This is a genomic window from Agrobacterium tumefaciens (genome assembly GCF_013318015.2).
GTDB lineage: Bacteria > Pseudomonadota > Alphaproteobacteria > Rhizobiales > Rhizobiaceae > Agrobacterium > Agrobacterium tumefaciens.
In genome coordinates this window covers 185,717-201,453 of record NZ_CP115843.1, presented here as the reverse complement: position 1 = coordinate 201,453, position 15,737 = coordinate 185,717, and the positions used below count along the sequence as shown (strand labels likewise).

The following is a 15,737-nucleotide window of genomic DNA, read 5'->3' as shown; positions in this document are numbered from 1 at the left end:
AGCAACATAAAGGCGGCAATGTATGGGACAAACGTCGATCGAGGGTGTAACCTTCATGGCCGTGGTCGTTCTGGTGACCACGGCCTTCGTCTTCTTGCTTCTGCCCTATTACGGAACCGTGCTGTGGGTCACGATCGTTGTAATCCTGTTCTACCCTCTGCACGAAAGGCTCTGCCGCTGGTTCGGCGGCCGTCGCAACCTAGCCGCGGCCGCCAGCGTCATCTGCTTCGTCTGCATCGTGCTCATCCCCGGATCGATCGTTCTCGGGTCGCTGGCCGATGAAGCCACGCGACTCTACGGTCGCATCAGCGAGCGCGAGTTTGACGCCGTCCAGATTCTGCAGCGCATCCGCGATGCCTTGCCCTCCCCCGTCGTCCATGCTCTGAGCGCTCTTCAAATCGGCGACGTGGAGCCGGTCCAGTCTCGCATTGCCACATCGCTGGGACAGGCCCGTGCAGGCGATCGCATCGCGCGCGATAACGATCGGACAAGGCACGATGGAGTTGACTATCAGCCTCGGGATCATGCTCTATCTGCTGTTCTTCCTGTTTCGGGATGGGCCTAGACTTGTCACGACCATCAGCGAGGCAAGCCCACTTAGTCGGCGCTAAAAGGACCAGATCCTGCCGAAGTTCGCATCCGTCATGAAAGCGACCGTTAAGGGGAACCTGATCATTGCGTCGATACAGGGTAGCATCGGAGGATTGACCTTCTGGCTGATCGGCATCGAGGCTGCTTTGTTGTGGGGCGCGTTGATGGCGCTGTTGTCGCTTCTTCCAGCCATCGGTGCTGCGTTGGTCTGGTTTCCGGCGGCCGTCTATCTTCTTGCAACCGGAATCTACCTGAAGGCAATCGCGCTCATGGTCGTCGGCGCTCTGGTGATCAGCATGGTCGACAATATCCGGGACTATGCAGCACGCGGTTTCGCCATCGGCTTGACATCTCACGGCATTGGTACCGCCAGAGCTTACAATGTCGACCAGACGGCCGGCGTCTTTGCCGGGATTTCCATGGCGCTCAATGCGGTGGCGACGGCGATCATAGTACCGATAGCCGCACGATTCCTTTTATGATCGCAGCCGGCGACCTAGGTCACCTGAACAAAGTGACCGGGCGACACTTCCCGTAATACCCTGCCTTTGCGCTCGTAGCCGATCGCACGTAATGCACTCGGCAACTCTTCCACATCGATGACACGCTTCGCCAGGCGGCGCGACGGATCGGGCAAGGGAACCGCCGACAGCAACTTCTTCGTATAGGGATGCTGCGCATTTTCAAAAATGCTCTGGCGCGGCCCGATCTCCACGATCTCCCCGAGATACATGACGGCAACCCGGTGGCTGATGCGCTCCACCACCGCCATGTCGTGGGAGATGAACACGAAGGCCAGTCGCAGTTCGCGTTGCAGATCGAGAAGCAGATTGATCACCTGCGCCTTGACCGAGACATCCAGTGCGGAAACCGACTCGTCGGCCACGATGACCTTCGGTGACAGCACGAGCGCCCGTGCGATACAGATGCGTTGCCTCTGGCCACCGGAAAACTGATGCGGCAGACGTTCAGCCATATCCGGGCTAAGTCCGACGCGCTCCAGGATCTGGCCGACCAGTTTGCGGGCCTGAGCCGCCGTTCCAAGCTTATGGGTAAGATACGGTTCTGCGATTGCCTGACCAACCGTGCGGCGCGGACTCAGGCTTGCATACGGATCCTGGAAGACCATCTGGATGTCCCGCCGGGCATCGCGCAGGTCGTCATGCGCCAGAGACATGATCTCACGGCCTGCCAGCCGGACACTCCCGCCCGCAGGTTCGACCAGCCGCATCAGGCCCCTGCCCGTCGTCGACTTGCCGCAGCCGGATTCACCGACGATCGACAGGGTCTCGCCGGGGCGTAGGTCGAACGAGACATCCTCGGCCGCGTGGATACGGCTGATGACGCGGCGGAACCAGCCGCCCCTGATATCGAAACGGACGGAAAGGTTCTTGACCTCTAACACCGGGGCGTCCGATGTCTTTACGGTTGCGACCGGTTCGTCGGCGGGACTGGTCTCTCCAGTCTTAGGATTGACGATCGGAAACTTGAGAGGATAGGGAATGCCCTGCATCGAACCAAGCTGCGGCACCGCACTGAGCAGCGCCCGCGTATAGGGATGTTCCGCCCGATCGAATATCGCTTCCGTGGTTCCCGTCTCGACGACGTCACCTTTCAACATCACCACCATCCGCTCGGCCACCTCCGCCACCACGCCCATGTCGTGAGTGATGAAGATCACCGACATTTTCTCCTCCTCCTGGATCTCCTTGATCAGGTTAAGGATCTGCGCCTGGATCGTCACATCGAGCGCAGTCGTCGGTTCATCCGCGATCAGCAATTGCGGCCGGCAGGCCAGCGCCATGGCGATCATCGAGCGCTGACGCATGCCGCCGGAAAAATTGTGCGGATATTCGTCATAACGGGTCTTGGCCGCGGGTATCCTCACTCGGTCCATCAGCCGAAGCGCTTCTGCCTTGGCTGCCGCTGCGGTCATCGGATTGTGCAGCATCAGGCTTTCGGAGATCTGCTGGCCGATCGGAAATACCGGATTGAGGCTTGTCATCGCCTCCTGGAAAATCATCGAGACATGGTTGCCGCGTACGGCGCGCATCTCGTCTTCGCTCAGCGACAGGAGATTGCGGGACCCAAGGAAAACCTCGCCATTGATGCGTGCCGTGTCCGGCGATAGCAGCCGCATGATCGAATACCCGGTCACGCTTTTGCCGGAGCCGGATTCGCCGACGATGGCAAGCGTCTCCCCCGCCTTCACGTCGAAGGAAATGCCTTTGACGACTTCTTTCCAGCGGCCGTTCTCGCGGAAAGCCGTGCGAAGATCACGCACCGACAGAATGCGGTTTTGCTGGAGTTCACTGACCTTCGAGAGATCCGGTGCCTTGGCGATCGCCGTCTGCATGTTGTTCTCCTCCTTGGGCTGGCGCAAGCACTCGTTCACGCCGCAGCGTCGAGCGAAGTCCTGACCCTGTGATATTGTTCGCCGAGCCCTTCGGCCCCAAGCCTGACTGTCTGCCCCGCTTTCAGGAAGCGCGGCGGGTTCATCCCGACCCCGATGCCGGCGGGTGTGCCGGTCGAAATGATATCGCCCGGCAAAAGCGTCATGAATTGCGAAAGGTACGCGACCAGAAATGCGACCCCATAAGCCATGTCCGCCGTCGTCCCATCCTGAAGCCGCTCGCCATCGACATCGAGCCAGAGGCGAAGGTTATGCGGATCCGGGATCGATGCGGCAGGCACGAAATAGGGGCCTATCGGGCCGAAACTGTCATGCCCCCTGCCCTTGCTCGTATCGCCGCCGCGTTTCGACTGCAGTTCGCGGTCAGCCAGATCGTTGATCAGGCAATATCCGGCAACATGGTCCATGGCCTTGGCCTGATCGATATATTTCGCCCTTGTGCCGATCACGACGCCTAACTCGACTTCCCAGTCCGTGCTTTCGGAACCGCGAGGTAGTTCAATGCCATCATGGGCGCCGCAAATGGCAGAAAGCGGTTTCATCGCAATCACCGGCTCGGGCGGCAGGTCCTGTTTCAGGGCGGCCGCATTGCAATGGTAGTTCAGCCCCAGGCAGATGAACTTGCCCGGCCGTGCAATGCAGGCGCCGATCCTGACATCGGAAGCAACCGCCGGCAGGCTGCGCGGATCAATCATTGCTATCGCGGCAAGCCAAGCCGGCGAGAGAACATCGCCACCCAAATCTGCCACATGCGCGGAGAGATCGCGGATCGTGCCGTCATCATCCAGCATAGCCGGCCTTTCGGCGCCCGGCGGACCGTATCGAAGCAGTTTCATATCTCGCAGCCTGTTTCAGCATTCAGATGAATTGGGATCAAGCACGTCGCGGGCGGAATCCCCGATCAGATTGATGCACAGCACGATGATGGTGATGGCAAAACCTGCGCCGATGATTGGCCATGGCGAACCGAAAACATTGCCGAGACCTTCCCGGATGATATTGCCCCAGCTCGGGTTTGGCGGTGGTGTGCCGATACCGAGAAAGCTCAGCGCAGCTTCCAGTCTGATGGCCGATGCGATCCACAGCGTTCCGAGCAGCACGATCGATGCGGACATGTTTGGAATGACGTGCCGGAAAATGATGATCGGCGTTTTCACCCCAATCGCCATCGATGCCTCGATATAGGGCTCCTGGCGCACCGAAAGTGTCGCAGCGCGAGCCACACGGGCAAAACCCGGCACAAAGGCGATCGTCAGAACGATGACGACGTTCCAGAAACCACCGCCAAGCGCCGCCGAAACAATGATGGCGAGAAGCAGTTCCGGAAATGCCATCAGGATGTCGATGAGCTTGGAGATGATCCGGTCCGTGACACCGCCGAAATATCCGGCAAGCACGCCGAGCGTCGTGCCGATGACAGCGGCGCTGACCGGTGCGATCAGGCCGAAGGTCAGCGAGGTGCGCGAACCGTAGATGAGCCGGGACAGCACGTCGCGGCCGAACTGATCCGTACCGAGCCAGTTGGCCGCGGACGGATATTTGTTGATCGACAGGAAGCTCTGTTTGAGTGGATCGTAAGGCGCGATCCACGGCGCAAAGACAGCGATCATCGCGAAGGCGAGTATCACCACGAAGGCGATCGTGGTCGAGACCTTGCGGAAAAGTATCCGCTTGAGCAGCTTCGGTTTAACTTCCGGCGCAACGGTTTCGTTGAATTCTATCGCGGCCATATTCAGCTCCTGATACGCGGGTCGATGACGCTGTAAAGCATGTCTACGAGAAGATTGACGACCACCACCATGAGCGCGAAAACGACGATCGTCCCCTGGATTAGCGGATAGTCACGCTCGGCAATCGCCTTGATCAGCGTCGATCCGAGACCCGGACGGTTGAAGACGAGTTCAACGGCGACGGACCCCGAAAGCGTGGCCAGAAGGCTAAGGCCGAGGCCGGTCACGATAGGCAGAAGCGCGTTGCGCAGGGCATGTTTGTAGATCACCCGCTTTTCAGGCGCGCCCTTGGCCCGCGCCGTGCGGATGTAATCCTTGGACAGCACCTCAAGAAGCGAGGTGCGCGTCAGGCGGCCGAGAAAAGCGATCTTGAGGATTGCCAGTGTGACGGCCGGTAAAATCAGATGGTGAAGCTGGTCAAAAAAGCCCTCGCCGCCGCCGTTGATCGGAAAGAACTGCAGATGCAGTGCAAAGGTGATCAGCAGGATGGCGCCGAGATAGAAGTCCGGGATTGCATAACCGACCAGCGAGAACACACGCATCGCCGAATCCGGCAGCTTGTTCTTGCGAACCGCCGCCAGCACGCCGAATGGCACGCCGAGGATGACGCCGAGGCCGGTCGCACCGAGCGTCAAGGCAATCGTGTAAGGAAGGTTATAGGAAATAAGCCCGACAACACTTTCCTTGGAGATCAGCGAAGCGCCGAAATCCAACCGTACCACATCCCATAGGAAGGAGAAATATTGCTGCCAGAGCGGCGCATCGAGACCGGTCTGGGCCCGGAACAACGCAAGCTGCTCCGGGGTCGCATAGTCACCGAGCGCCACAAGAGCGGGATCGCCTGGCAGAATGCGCAATGCGACGAACACGAGTGTCAACACCAACCATAGAGTCGGGATTGCATCGAGCAGTTTGTAGGCGATCATACCCAACATCAGTAGTGCTCCACTTCAAACCAGTTTGGCGTGCTTCAGCGGCCAAAGAGGTGTTCCGGAAGTGACTTTGAATCCGAGATCGAGGCGGGGATTGCGCGCCACGAGATAGGACAGAGTCACGATACCGAGCGCCGGCAGGTCTTTCAGGACCTGCTTTTCCATGTCCTTGACCAAAGCCACGCGCTTTTGGAAATCAGCCTCGGCTATAGTCTTGCTCATCATGTCGTCGATGCCTGGCATGGCGACGCCATAATGGCTGTAGTTGGCAAGACCGCTGCTGTCGGCTTTGACGTCACCGGACTTCAGCAACAGGTCGCCGATCGGTGCCGTGGGTACGGGCGGATAACTGACCGAATAGAGAACCAAGGCGTTCTTATCCTTGCGGTTATCGGCATGGTAGGTGGCATGGTCGATGATCTTGAGATCGAGATTGATGCCGACCGTGCGCAACTGTTCCTGAATCATCAGCATGATCGAAGCATAATCCTCGCGCTGGCTGATGTAGCAGGGGATCGTTAGCCCACCGGCATGGCCGGCTTCGGCAAGAAGCGCTTTCGCTTTTTCAGGGTCGTATTTGTACTGCAGTTCGCCCGGCAGTTCGTTTAGTGTCACCGAACCGGGAAACTGCGAGGGAACAAGGCCAACCATCGGGGTTGAAATACCGCCAAACGCGCCGGCAATCGCGCTGGAATCGATCGCATAACGGATGGCCTGTCGAACCTTGATCTCCGCGAGCGGTCCTCTGGTCAGGTTGATATTCAGGATGTTGAAGCTGCCCGGCGCCGTCGCGTCGAACACCGTTTTGGCGTTCTGCTGCCGCATCGTCTCGATCCAACCGGGTGCGCGCACGCCCTCGATCATGTCAACATCGCCGGATGCGAAGGCCAGGGTGCGTGCCGTCGTATCGGCAATGAAGCGGATCTGAAGTTTCGGCGTCGCCGGCGGTCCGTCGAAGCACTCGGGAAACGCAGACAGCGTTACGCCCTTTTCTGTATCGGCGCTCGTGAACTGATAGGGGCCGGTACCGATCGGATCGGTGTTGAAGCCATCGGCGCCTTTTTCTTCAAAGGCTTTTTTCGATATAATCACCGCGCTGATGTCCGAAATGCAAGTCGCATTCAGAAGCGGGTCTGGTTGGCTAAGCTTGAATACCACCGTCAGCGGATCGGATGCGGTCACGCTCTCGATATTGCGGTAATAGGATTTGTATTTGGTATTGATCTTGGGGTCCAGATGACGGCCGTAGGTGAAGACCACGTCGTCGGCGGTCACCTCGCCGTAGTTCTTATGGAATTTGACGCCGCTGCGGAGTTTGTAGGTCCAGGTCTTGCCATCCGGCGACATCGCCCAGCTTTCGGCCAAAGCGGGCTGGAACTCTTCCGGCTTGACCGCCCAGGCACCATCCGGGCGCTTGACCAAGGCGTGGAAAATCTGGGCCATCACCCAGTTATCGGCACCGGTCGTGGAAATCAGCTGCGGGTTCATGCCGGTCGACGAGCGGGCGGCGAACGCTGCCCGGATCGTGTCCCGTTTTGCCTGGGCGCCGGCGGGCGATGGTAGCCCGCCAAGGCCTGCGGCAAGCATTGTCCCGGCGGCACCCGAAAGCATCATCTGTCTACGTGTAATGGTCATGAGGTTCCTCCCTTTGTGTTTCCGAGATGCAATGCCGCCACTCCTCCAAGAGCTTTTTCGGGGATTCCCCTAACATTGCGGGTTACTGTGGTTTTTGCGAAGCTCCAGTCATCAGAACATGGTCTACGGCTGCCTGACCGTAGCTACGCGGAGCGGCCAGTAGGCGGGTCAAAAGTGGCCGTAAAGCCATGGGGTCAAGCCGAAATATCGATGCGCCGAGCATCCATTTCTTTCCGGTCGAATTCGATCCCGAGGCCCGGCGCGTCCGGCAACGTGAAATAACCATCACTCGTCTCCGATGGATTGACGAATACGGGCGAGCCACGCTCCCACTGATCAGCCAGTTCCACTGGCTTGGCATTGTGCATGATCGTGCTCATCACATGAATATTGGCGAGATGCCCGACGGTCGGCTGGGTCTGATGCGGCACGAGTTCGACACCGTGCGCCCGCGCAAGTGCCGCGCATTGCATCATGCCGGTGATACCGCCCATCTTGACGATGTCGGGCTGGACCATCCGAACGCCTGCCTCGATCAGATCCTTCAGGCCTTGAAGCGTATAGGTCTGCTCCCCGGCCGAAACGGTGATATCAAGACGTTGTGCCACTTCACCCATAGCATTAACATTGTAGTGCTGGACCGGCTCCTCGAACCAATCATAACCGAGGTCTTCCAGCGCCCGGCCAACCCGCATGGCGCCACCGATCGAATAACCATTATTGGCATCGAAGCCGATCGAGAAACCGTCGCCAAGCAGTTTGCGAACAGCCTTTGCCTTGGCGATGTCACCGGCGATATCGACGTCCTGGCGGGTGCGATCACCATCCCAGCGGATTTTGACCGCAGCCGGGTTTTCATTCTCGACACGGGCGGCAACGGCGCGCACCACGTCATCGACCGAGCGCGCGGCATTCCCACCAACCGAGCTGTAGCACGCCAGGCGCTTCGTCCAGGCGCCGCCGAGAAGCTTGTAGACCGGCTGGCCGAGCAGCTTTCCTCTCAGATCCCACATGGCGATGTCAAGCGCCGCCAAGGCACCGGTGACGATACCGTCAGGGCCGAGCTTGATGCATTTGTGCAAAAGCGTGTCGAGCAGGATCGCATGATCGAACACGTCCTTTCCGATCAGGAACGGCGCCATATCACGGGCGATCACCACAAGCGAGGAATAACCACCTTGCATCGGCGAGGCTTCACCAAGCCCGAATGTGCCATTCTCCGTTTCAATCCGGACGAAAGCACTTTTGGGCATCCAGCTCTTTCCGTCTCCCATGGAAAGCTGAAAAGCGTCGATAGACTTGATATTCAAAACGAGCCCTCCCTGGCCCGCTTCAGCTTACCAGCTGACAGCGATGTATTTTGTTTCGCAAAATTCGAGGATGCCGTGATGGGCGCCTTCGCGACCAAGGCCGCTCTGCTTGGTGCCACCGAACGGCGCCGCGGGGTCGGAGACGAGGCCGCGATTGAGGCCGACCATGCCGCTGTCCATCCGCTCGGACACACGCAGTCCGCGTGCCAAATCGCGTGTGTAGACATAGGAGATCAAGCCGTATTCCGTGCCGTTCGCCAGGTCGATCACCGCTTCCTCGTCATCGAACGTGGTAATCGCGGCGATCGGCCCGAAAATCTCTTCGGCAGCGATTTCCGAATCCGGGGAAACATCTGCCAGAACCGTCGGCGCGTAGAAGTAGCCGCTGCGATCCAGCGATTTGCCACCGGCAAGCACGGTCGCACCACGCGCCTTGGCGTCTTCGACCAGACCACTGATGCGGTTAACTGCCTTGACATTAATCAACGGACCGCACTGGACACTCTTGTCGTAGGCGATGCCGACGGTCATCGAACCCATGCGCTCGGCGAGCTTGTCGGAAAACGCCTTGGCGATACCGCGCTGCACGTAAAAGCGGTTAGCGGCCGTGCATGCCTCTCCGCCATTGCGCATCTTGGCCACCATCGCGCCTTCGATCGCCGCATCGAGATCGGCATCGTCGAACACGATGAATGGGGCATTGCCGCCAAGTTCCATTGAGCAGGAGACGACGGTGTTGGCAGCTTCGCGCAACAGTACACGACCGACTTCGGTCGAACCGGTGAAGGACAGCTTGCGAACCCGCGGATCATTCAGCATGGCGCTGACGGTCGGCCCGGAGCGCGAGGTGGTGATGACATTGACGACACCATCCGGAACACCGGCTTCCCTGTAGATTTCGGCCAGAGCAAACGCGGTGAGAGGCGTTTCCGTCGCGGGCTTGAGAACGCAGGTGCAGCCGGCGGCAAGCGCCGGAGCGATCTTGCGTGTCGCCATCGCGGCCGGGAAATTCCACGGCGTGACGAGCACGGCGACGCCGATCGGCTGATGTTCGACCAGAATCTTGTTGGCACCGCCCGGTGCGGTGGAAATCTCGCCATTCAGGCGCACGGCCTCTTCCGAAAACCAGCGGAAGAATTCGGCCGCGTAACCTACTTCACCCTGGGCGTCGACCAGCGATTTGCCATTCTCGAGGCTGATCAGTTCCGCCAGCATGTCCCTGCGCTCGATCATCAGGTCGAAGCAGCGGCGCAGGATTTCCGAGCGTTTACGCGGGGCGGTGGTAGCCCATCCCTTGCCGGCTGCATGGGCGGCGGCGACCGCATCCATGGCGTCATCGAGACTGGCATTGGCGATCTGCGCGATCACCTGGCCGGTGGAAGGATCGAACACATCCAGCTTGTCCCCGCCGCGTCCGGCACGCCACTGGCCGCCGATAAACAGGTCCGTCGGGATCGAAGCGACATCGAAACTCAACATCGCCGAAGGTTTTGCAATCACGTTCATCTCAGCTTGCCTTTCTTTGTTCTGGCTGGCTTCGCAGGGCGGCACGGTCACCCGTAAAGGCGGCCTCCACCAGCAGTGTCATGGAAGAGACATCCAGGGGCCGGGGATTGTTCTTGATCAGGCGGGCGCTGCCCAGCGCCTGTTCGACCACCGTCGGAAGCTGGTCCCGGGTGATGCCGAGATCTGCAAGCGTCTTCGGGATACCCACTGACGCGAAGAGATCAGCGACCCTATCGATCGTGGCGTCGGCCATCCGCTCGCGCGGTCCATCCACCATATTCACGCCAAGTGCCGTACCGATCTCGATCAGTTCTTCGACGCACCAGTCACGGTTCAACTGCATGACATAGGGCATCATCAGGGCGACGCCCGTGCCATGCGCCGTATGGGTCATTGCACCGACCGGATATTGCACCGCATGAGCCGCAGCCGTACCTGCCGTACCGAAGGCGAGGCCTGCCGTCATCGCGCCCAGCATCAGGCGTTCCCGGGCCACATGATCGTTGCCATTATCGACTGCCGCCTCGAGGCTTGCGCCGATATGTCCGATAGCCATCAACGCATAATTGTCGCTGAAAGCGTTCTTGCCGAGGAAAACGTGGTCATGGACGAGGGAATCGTAGGGTTCGCGCCGCGCCGTCGTGAATGCTTCGATCGCATGGGTGAGGGCATCGGCGCCGGAGATTGCCGTCAGCGACGGCGGGCAGCTATAGGTTAGCTCCGGGTCGCAGATCGCAGTCTCGGAAATCAGATAAGGACTGGCAATACCGATTTTCACCGCACGGTCAGGATCGGTCAGGACCGCGACGGGCGTCACTTCCGAACCCGTTCCGGAGGTGGTCGGAAGCGAGATCAATGGCAGGATCGGTCCCGGGATCTTGAATTCTCCGTAATAGTCGGACGCCTTGCCGCCATGGGTGAGAAGCAGGGCAATTACCTTGGCCGCATCAAGGCAGCTCCCACCACCGATGCCGATGACGAAATCGGCTTCGAACGCTTTGCCGACCTCGACTCCCGCTGCGATGCATTCGACCGGCAGTTCGGCGGTCACGCCGGCGAAGATCCTGGTCTCAACTCCAACGGCCGAAACAGCAGCCATCAACTCCGCGAATACGGGGTCGGCAGCCAGCCGTTCGTCCGTGATCACCAATGCACGCCGCCCGGCCTTGGCCGCGAATTGCGGCAGCGCTTTCCTCTGGCCGGCACCAAAGACGATATTTCTGGGTGAACGTAAAGTACCGAATAGTGTCACGGTCAATCCTCCATTGATCCGATTCAGGCAACTGCCGACACGCCTGCGAGGCGAGACAGCGTTTCGTAAACTTCATCGGCAACGGGCACGCCGTCGCGCAGCAGGACGGCACGGCAAGCCCTGCCCCGCTCTCCGGGAATAAATACAGCGTCGAACCCGCTTGCCGGCTCCATGTCCCGGATGGCCTGCAAATAGGCTTGCAGATCTCGTCTCGGGCCGGGCATGACAATGAAAAGGTCACCCTTGTTGCAGATGCTGGTGTCGTCGAGCGTACCGTGCACGTCGCGTCCGATGGCCGAAGCCGCAAGCCCGCTGACCAGAAGCTCGAAGGCCAGTCCGAGCGCATATCCTTTGGCCTGACCGAACGGCGCGATCGCACCCTTCTTGGCAGCCTCGGCGTCCGTCGTCGGATTTCCGTCCTGATCGAGCGCCCAGTGGGAAGGCAGGCTCGCCTTGCGATGGGCGTGATCGTAGATCTCCCCCATGGAAACGACGCTGGTAGCCGTATCCATGACGAAAGGCGCCCCGTCGGTCGGCACGCCGATGGCGATCGGATTTGTGCCGATCATAGCCTTGCGCGCACCCCATGGATGTACCAGCGCCTCGCTGGTGGACAAGGCGATGACAGAAAACCCATGTTCGGCCACCCGTTCGGCATACCAGGCCAGCATGCCGATATGATTGGAGTTTCTGATCGCGGCGGCAGCAATTCCGGTTCGGCGAGCACGCTCCATAAGTGCATCGAGCGCACAGTTAGCCACCACGGGACCAAGCCCCGTTTTACCATCGACACTGAGAAACGCCTCAGAAATCCAATCATGGGCACCGGTCGCCTTGGGGTCGATGGCGCCACTGGCGATCCGCGCGACGATTCGGGCGAGCCGCAGAAGCCCGTGTGACGGAACCGCCCTCAGCTCGGCCTCCATCAACACATCGACCTGAAGTGATCTATGCCCGGCGGGTACACCCGCCTTGGCCAATGCGATTTCGGCCATGTCCCTCAGTTGCGAGGCTACCACTATGGTCACGATATAAAATCCGATCGGATATATGATTGATAAAGAAAAGCTAGTCTGCTAAACTGAGCGCGTCAAGGAGAAATTTTGTGATGAGGGATAAGGTGAAACATTCCGAAGCTATTGAAACGGTCCTTCTGAGGAGGCCTGCGCGACTGGGAGACGAAGTTTACGACGCGCTTTACGCTCAGTTGATGTCGCTCAAGATCCCTCCCGGCGGTCGGATCTCCGTCGATAATCTGGTTAGAACCCTTGGCGTGTCACAAACCCCAATCCGCGAAGCGCTTTCACGGCTGGAGGCGCAAGGGCTGGTGATCAAGACCCATCTGATCGGCTACAGCGCTGCTGACCAGATGGATCGCATTCAGCTTGACCAGCTTTACGAGCTGCGCCTGCTTCTGGAGCCGTTTGCGGCAGGCCGCATTGCCGCGCAACGTGATCCCGAAATCATTGCAGACTTAAAGAACCTGGATGCCGAGATGCGGAAAGTCGAACGATCCGAATCTCGCGCTGCCTACGGTGAATTTGCCAAACGCGATGCCGCATTCCACAATTACATCGCTAGATGCAGCGGCAATGCCCTCGTCTATGACAGCCTCACTAGGCTGCATACCCATGTGCATCTGTTTCGCCTTTTCTACCACGCAAGGGCGACGACCGACGCCAATAGCGAGCATGAGGAACTGATCGGGGAAATGGAGGCTGGAAATGTCGAGGGTGCCCAACAGGCTATGGCACGGCATATCGAAAACTCGAAGGCGCGTTTTGCTGGCGCATTTTCTCAATGATGACTGCAGCTTGTACTGCGAGCTTTTTAGTTTGAACTCAGCAGTCTTTGGCCTCGGAGTCTTTACCAATGCCGCCTATCCCGACGTCAGCGGAGCAATCGGCAAGGCGCTCAACGATTTCCTCTCCAAGGAAAGAGCGCCACTCCCCATCGCCGCCTCATAGTGCCGAAGGCGACTTGATCCTCATCAGTGAAGCGCGGCAACGATCACCTCATCTATTCAGGAATTCTACGACGCGACGCCGTCGTGAAGCGGAACATTCATCTTCTCGGACATCCGCTTCCGATATGTCTCCACGGCGTGGGGATAAACATAGTGCTCAGCCGCCGACCTAAAACTCAACGTGGATTTCGACAGAAAGTGCTCCAGAATGGTCAAGTGCTTTCAGTTTCAAACCACCTTCGACATCTTCAGTGTGAATGTGGATCGGCTTTCCGCTGAAAAGCGGAAGGTGATGCTTCGCTACAATCTTGACCGCTTGTCTCGCATCACGGTTTCGGAGATGCTCCAATAGCAATAGGCTAGATAAGCCCCCGTTCACCACTATGTCTGGATAACCCTCAACATCCCTCGCATAGGCGCGGTCGATATGGATCTTATGAGAGTTGAATCCTAAAGCAGAATACTGAAAGAGAAGGATGTCATCGGGAACGATTGTCGTGACATTTTCAGGCAACTCTAACTGAGCTGTTTCACGAGACGTGTAAGGTGCCGCCCCAAGCAAAATGTAGGTCTGAACCTCGTGCAACACGACCCGAGCTGATAGAGGATCTACCAAGTCGTGGGCGATGGATACAATTGCCATTGGGCCAGCTTTTCCCTCCTTCTGGACAATGCTATCAACCCAGCTGTGGCGATCATAATTGCTTCCGATAATCAGATCTTCACGTGCATCGACAGTCCTGCTGCCGAGCAAAAGACGAGGTAAGCCCAAGTCTGGGATCGGAACACCCAGACCCGGAAATCCATCGCCTCTGACCTCGGAGCGCCGAGTATCTCCCGCCAGCAAGATAAAATGCCATCCTAAGGGAAGCACGCCCCCTTCTTTGTACTCGTCGGGGTCAACGTCCAACATTGCAGCGATACGACGCACCGCCGAAACAGAGCAAGTCTCCTTACGAACAATCTCATTTACATCGGGAGCGGAAGGGTCGTTTGTCATTGTGTTAGTCCTGTACGTCATTATCGCAGATTTGGATTCACCATGCTTCGACTACTTCGTGATATCGACGTTTCTCGTCTCTGGGCTTATCAGAAGCGCCACGAATGAGACGGACAGCAAGATCAGGCTCATAGCTGTAATGATCCAGACTTGACCACCGAACGATTGCATCAACCAAGCAGCGACAAACGGCGTCGGGCCAGCGAAGAGCAGGTTTGCACCGGTATACGCGATTGCGGATCCCGCATACCGCTGCGACGTTGGAAAATGCTCAGCAAAGAAGGATGGCAAAATACCGCTCTGCGCCTGGATGCAGCCAGCGAAAGCGCCCATGGCAAGGAAAATCAAAACCGTGCTGCCTGTGTTCATCATGGGGAAGTAGAAGAACGCAATTACGAACATCAACAAAGTTGTGACGATCAGAGGTGGCTTACGGCCGTACTTGTCGCTCAAGGCACCACCAATGCATGTCGTGAAAATTGCGACCACATTTGCTGCCATCAGGCATGCAAAAGCGGTCTGGTTGGCGACCCCAACAGATTTGGTGAGGTAGTTGATCGAGAACACCGTAATCACGTAGTAACAGCTGGCTGGCGCTGCCCAAAAAAGGATCAGCCGGATAATCGTTTTAGGGTGCGTTTTAAACACTGAGCGTTTGGGCTCCAGCTCGATGTCCTTAGCCTCAGCAAGCTCCTGACGTTGCTTGAGTTGCTGGAATGCGGGTGTTTCTTCAACGCGGAAGCGGATGTACACGCCCAAAAGCACCAACAGTACACTCATCAAGAATGGAATTCTCCATCCGTAGCTCGTGAATTGCTCAGTGGTCATCAGCGCCGCAATTACAAACAGAAGCCCGTTCGCCAAGACCTGGCTAATAGGAGCTGCCATGTTTGTGAACGCACCAAACAATCCACGCTTGCTTTGTGGTGCGTGCTCCATTGTGAACAGTTGCGCGCCCGTTGATTCACCACCAAGCGCAAAACCTTGGATAAACCTCAGCATCACGATCAGTATTGGTGCCCATATACCAATTGTCTCGTAAGTCGGCATCAAGCCGATCAAGAATGAAGCAAATCCCATGATAATGAATGTGAACAACAGGATATTTTTGCGTCCTATCCGGTCACCCAAAATGCCCATGATAACACCACCCGCCGGGCGAGCGAAAAATCCGACGCCAAACGTAGCAAATGATGCCAACAATGCAGCACTTGGCTCCATTGTGGGGAAAAATAGCGCAGGAAGTACAGTCGCGGAGATAGCGCCATAAGCGGTAAAATCGAGCCACTCCAGTGCTGATCCAACCGCGCTGCTAAATGCAGCTTTCTTCGCCATAGGCGTCACTGTTTCACTCTCGACGTCTACTTGGGATAGCGTCGCGTTTTGGGTATTAGCCGACATT

Annotated in this window: 15 protein-coding genes; 4 read left to right on the top strand and 11 right to left on the bottom strand. The window is 58.0% G+C overall.

The annotated features are described in order from the left end of the window. Window positions 1-22: 22 nt before the first annotated feature. Window positions 23-565 (top strand): AI-2E family transporter, encoded by a 543-nt coding sequence (locus G6L97_RS24185; protein WP_174004005.1) that lies wholly within the window; start codon window positions 23-25, stop codon window positions 563-565. Window positions 566-644: 79 nt separating this feature from the next. Next, window positions 645-1,073, top strand: a complete 429-nt coding sequence (locus tag G6L97_RS24180) for an AI-2E family transporter (RefSeq protein WP_083211747.1) — start codon at window positions 645-647, stop codon at window positions 1,071-1,073. Window positions 1,074-1,087: 14 nt separating this feature from the next. On the opposite strand, the gene G6L97_RS24175 is transcribed toward G6L97_RS24180, so the two are convergent. From G6L97_RS24175 to G6L97_RS24135, 9 genes are all read right to left on the bottom strand, one after another. Then, a complete protein-coding gene (locus tag G6L97_RS24175) occupies window positions 1,088-2,947 on the bottom strand; it encodes an ABC transporter ATP-binding protein (RefSeq protein WP_065706071.1) in 1,860 nt (619 codons plus the stop codon). Between the two features lie 35 nt (window positions 2,948-2,982). Further along, window positions 2,983-3,840, bottom strand: a complete 858-nt coding sequence (locus G6L97_RS24170; RefSeq protein ID WP_065706070.1) for a fumarylacetoacetate hydrolase family protein — start codon at window positions 3,838-3,840, stop codon at window positions 2,983-2,985. A 15-nt stretch (window positions 3,841-3,855) separates the two neighbouring features. After that, window positions 3,856-4,734: an ABC transporter permease gene (locus G6L97_RS24165; RefSeq protein ID WP_065706069.1), complete on the bottom strand. Its 879-nt coding sequence runs from the start codon at window positions 4,732-4,734 to the stop codon at window positions 3,856-3,858. Window positions 4,735-4,736: 2 nt separating this feature from the next. Continuing rightward, a complete protein-coding gene (locus G6L97_RS24160; RefSeq protein ID WP_065706068.1) occupies window positions 4,737-5,669 on the bottom strand; it encodes an ABC transporter permease in 933 nt (310 codons plus the stop codon). 15 nt (window positions 5,670-5,684) lie between these two features. Further along, window positions 5,685-7,301, bottom strand: coding sequence for an ABC transporter substrate-binding protein (locus G6L97_RS24155; protein ID WP_065706067.1), 1,617 nt, complete (start codon window positions 7,299-7,301; stop codon window positions 5,685-5,687). A gap of 194 nt (window positions 7,302-7,495) precedes the next feature. Further along, complete coding sequence (locus G6L97_RS24150) at window positions 7,496-8,611, bottom strand: mandelate racemase/muconate lactonizing enzyme family protein (protein WP_174004003.1); 1,116 nt, start codon at window positions 8,609-8,611, stop codon at window positions 7,496-7,498. A 27-nt stretch (window positions 8,612-8,638) separates the two neighbouring features. Next, the gene (locus G6L97_RS24145) at window positions 8,639-10,117 is read right to left on the bottom strand and encodes an NAD-dependent succinate-semialdehyde dehydrogenase (RefSeq protein ID WP_065706065.1); all 1,479 of its coding nucleotides are present in this window, start codon (window positions 10,115-10,117) and stop codon (window positions 8,639-8,641) included. A gap of 1 nt (window position 10,118) precedes the next feature. Beyond that, on the bottom strand, window positions 10,119-11,369 hold the full coding sequence (locus tag G6L97_RS24140) for an iron-containing alcohol dehydrogenase (RefSeq protein ID WP_065706137.1): 1,251 nt from the start codon (window positions 11,367-11,369) through the stop codon (window positions 10,119-10,121). Window positions 11,370-11,392: 23 nt separating this feature from the next. After that, window positions 11,393-12,364: an Ldh family oxidoreductase gene (locus G6L97_RS24135; protein WP_065706064.1), complete on the bottom strand. Its 972-nt coding sequence runs from the start codon at window positions 12,362-12,364 to the stop codon at window positions 11,393-11,395. A gap of 113 nt (window positions 12,365-12,477) precedes the next feature. Between G6L97_RS24135 and G6L97_RS24130 the strand changes: the two genes are divergently transcribed. Both G6L97_RS24130 and G6L97_RS24125 read left to right on the top strand, forming a co-directional pair. Next, the gene (locus G6L97_RS24130; RefSeq protein ID WP_174004001.1) at window positions 12,478-13,173 is read left to right on the top strand and encodes a GntR family transcriptional regulator; all 696 of its coding nucleotides are present in this window, start codon (window positions 12,478-12,480) and stop codon (window positions 13,171-13,173) included. A gap of 31 nt (window positions 13,174-13,204) precedes the next feature. Then, a complete protein-coding gene (locus G6L97_RS24125) occupies window positions 13,205-13,336 on the top strand; it encodes a hypothetical protein (RefSeq protein ID WP_269021724.1) in 132 nt (43 codons plus the stop codon). A 168-nt stretch (window positions 13,337-13,504) separates the two neighbouring features. On the opposite strand, the gene G6L97_RS24120 is transcribed toward G6L97_RS24125, so the two are convergent. Then, window positions 13,505-14,335 (bottom strand): hypothetical protein, encoded by an 831-nt coding sequence (locus G6L97_RS24120; RefSeq protein WP_065706135.1) that lies wholly within the window; start codon window positions 14,333-14,335, stop codon window positions 13,505-13,507. A 51-nt stretch (window positions 14,336-14,386) separates the two neighbouring features. Then, window positions 14,387-15,736, bottom strand: coding sequence for an MFS transporter (locus G6L97_RS24115; protein ID WP_174003999.1), 1,350 nt, complete (start codon window positions 15,734-15,736; stop codon window positions 14,387-14,389). Between the last annotated feature and the right edge of the window lies 1 nt (window position 15,737).

Excerpts from the sequence above, each read along its gene's own strand:
- G6L97_RS24185 (WP_174004005.1), top strand. The coding sequence starts at position 23 with ATGGGACAAACGTCGATCGAGGGTGTAACCTTCATGGCCGTGGTCGTT.
- G6L97_RS24180 (WP_083211747.1), top strand. The coding sequence starts at position 645 with ATGAAAGCGACCGTTAAGGGGAACCTGATCATTGCGTCGATACAGGGT.
- G6L97_RS24175 (WP_065706071.1), bottom strand. The coding sequence starts at position 2,947 with ATGCAGACGGCGATCGCCAAGGCACCGGATCTCTCGAAGGTCAGTGAA.
- G6L97_RS24170 (WP_065706070.1), bottom strand. The coding sequence starts at position 3,840 with ATGAAACTGCTTCGATACGGTCCGCCGGGCGCCGAAAGGCCGGCTATG.
- G6L97_RS24165 (WP_065706069.1), bottom strand. The coding sequence starts at position 4,734 with ATGGCCGCGATAGAATTCAACGAAACCGTTGCGCCGGAAGTTAAACCG.
- G6L97_RS24160 (WP_065706068.1), bottom strand. The coding sequence starts at position 5,669 with ATGTTGGGTATGATCGCCTACAAACTGCTCGATGCAATCCCGACTCTA.
- G6L97_RS24155 (WP_065706067.1), bottom strand. The coding sequence starts at position 7,301 with ATGACCATTACACGTAGACAGATGATGCTTTCGGGTGCCGCCGGGACA.
- G6L97_RS24145 (WP_065706065.1), bottom strand. The coding sequence starts at position 10,117 with ATGAACGTGATTGCAAAACCTTCGGCGATGTTGAGTTTCGATGTCGCT.
- G6L97_RS24135 (WP_065706064.1), bottom strand. The coding sequence starts at position 12,364 with ATGGCCGAAATCGCATTGGCCAAGGCGGGTGTACCCGCCGGGCATAGA.
- G6L97_RS24130 (WP_174004001.1), top strand. The coding sequence starts at position 12,478 with ATGAGGGATAAGGTGAAACATTCCGAAGCTATTGAAACGGTCCTTCTG.
- G6L97_RS24120 (WP_065706135.1), bottom strand. The coding sequence starts at position 14,335 with ATGACAAACGACCCTTCCGCTCCCGATGTAAATGAGATTGTTCGTAAG.
- G6L97_RS24115 (WP_174003999.1), bottom strand. The coding sequence starts at position 15,736 with ATGTCGGCTAATACCCAAAACGCGACGCTATCCCAAGTAGACGTCGAG.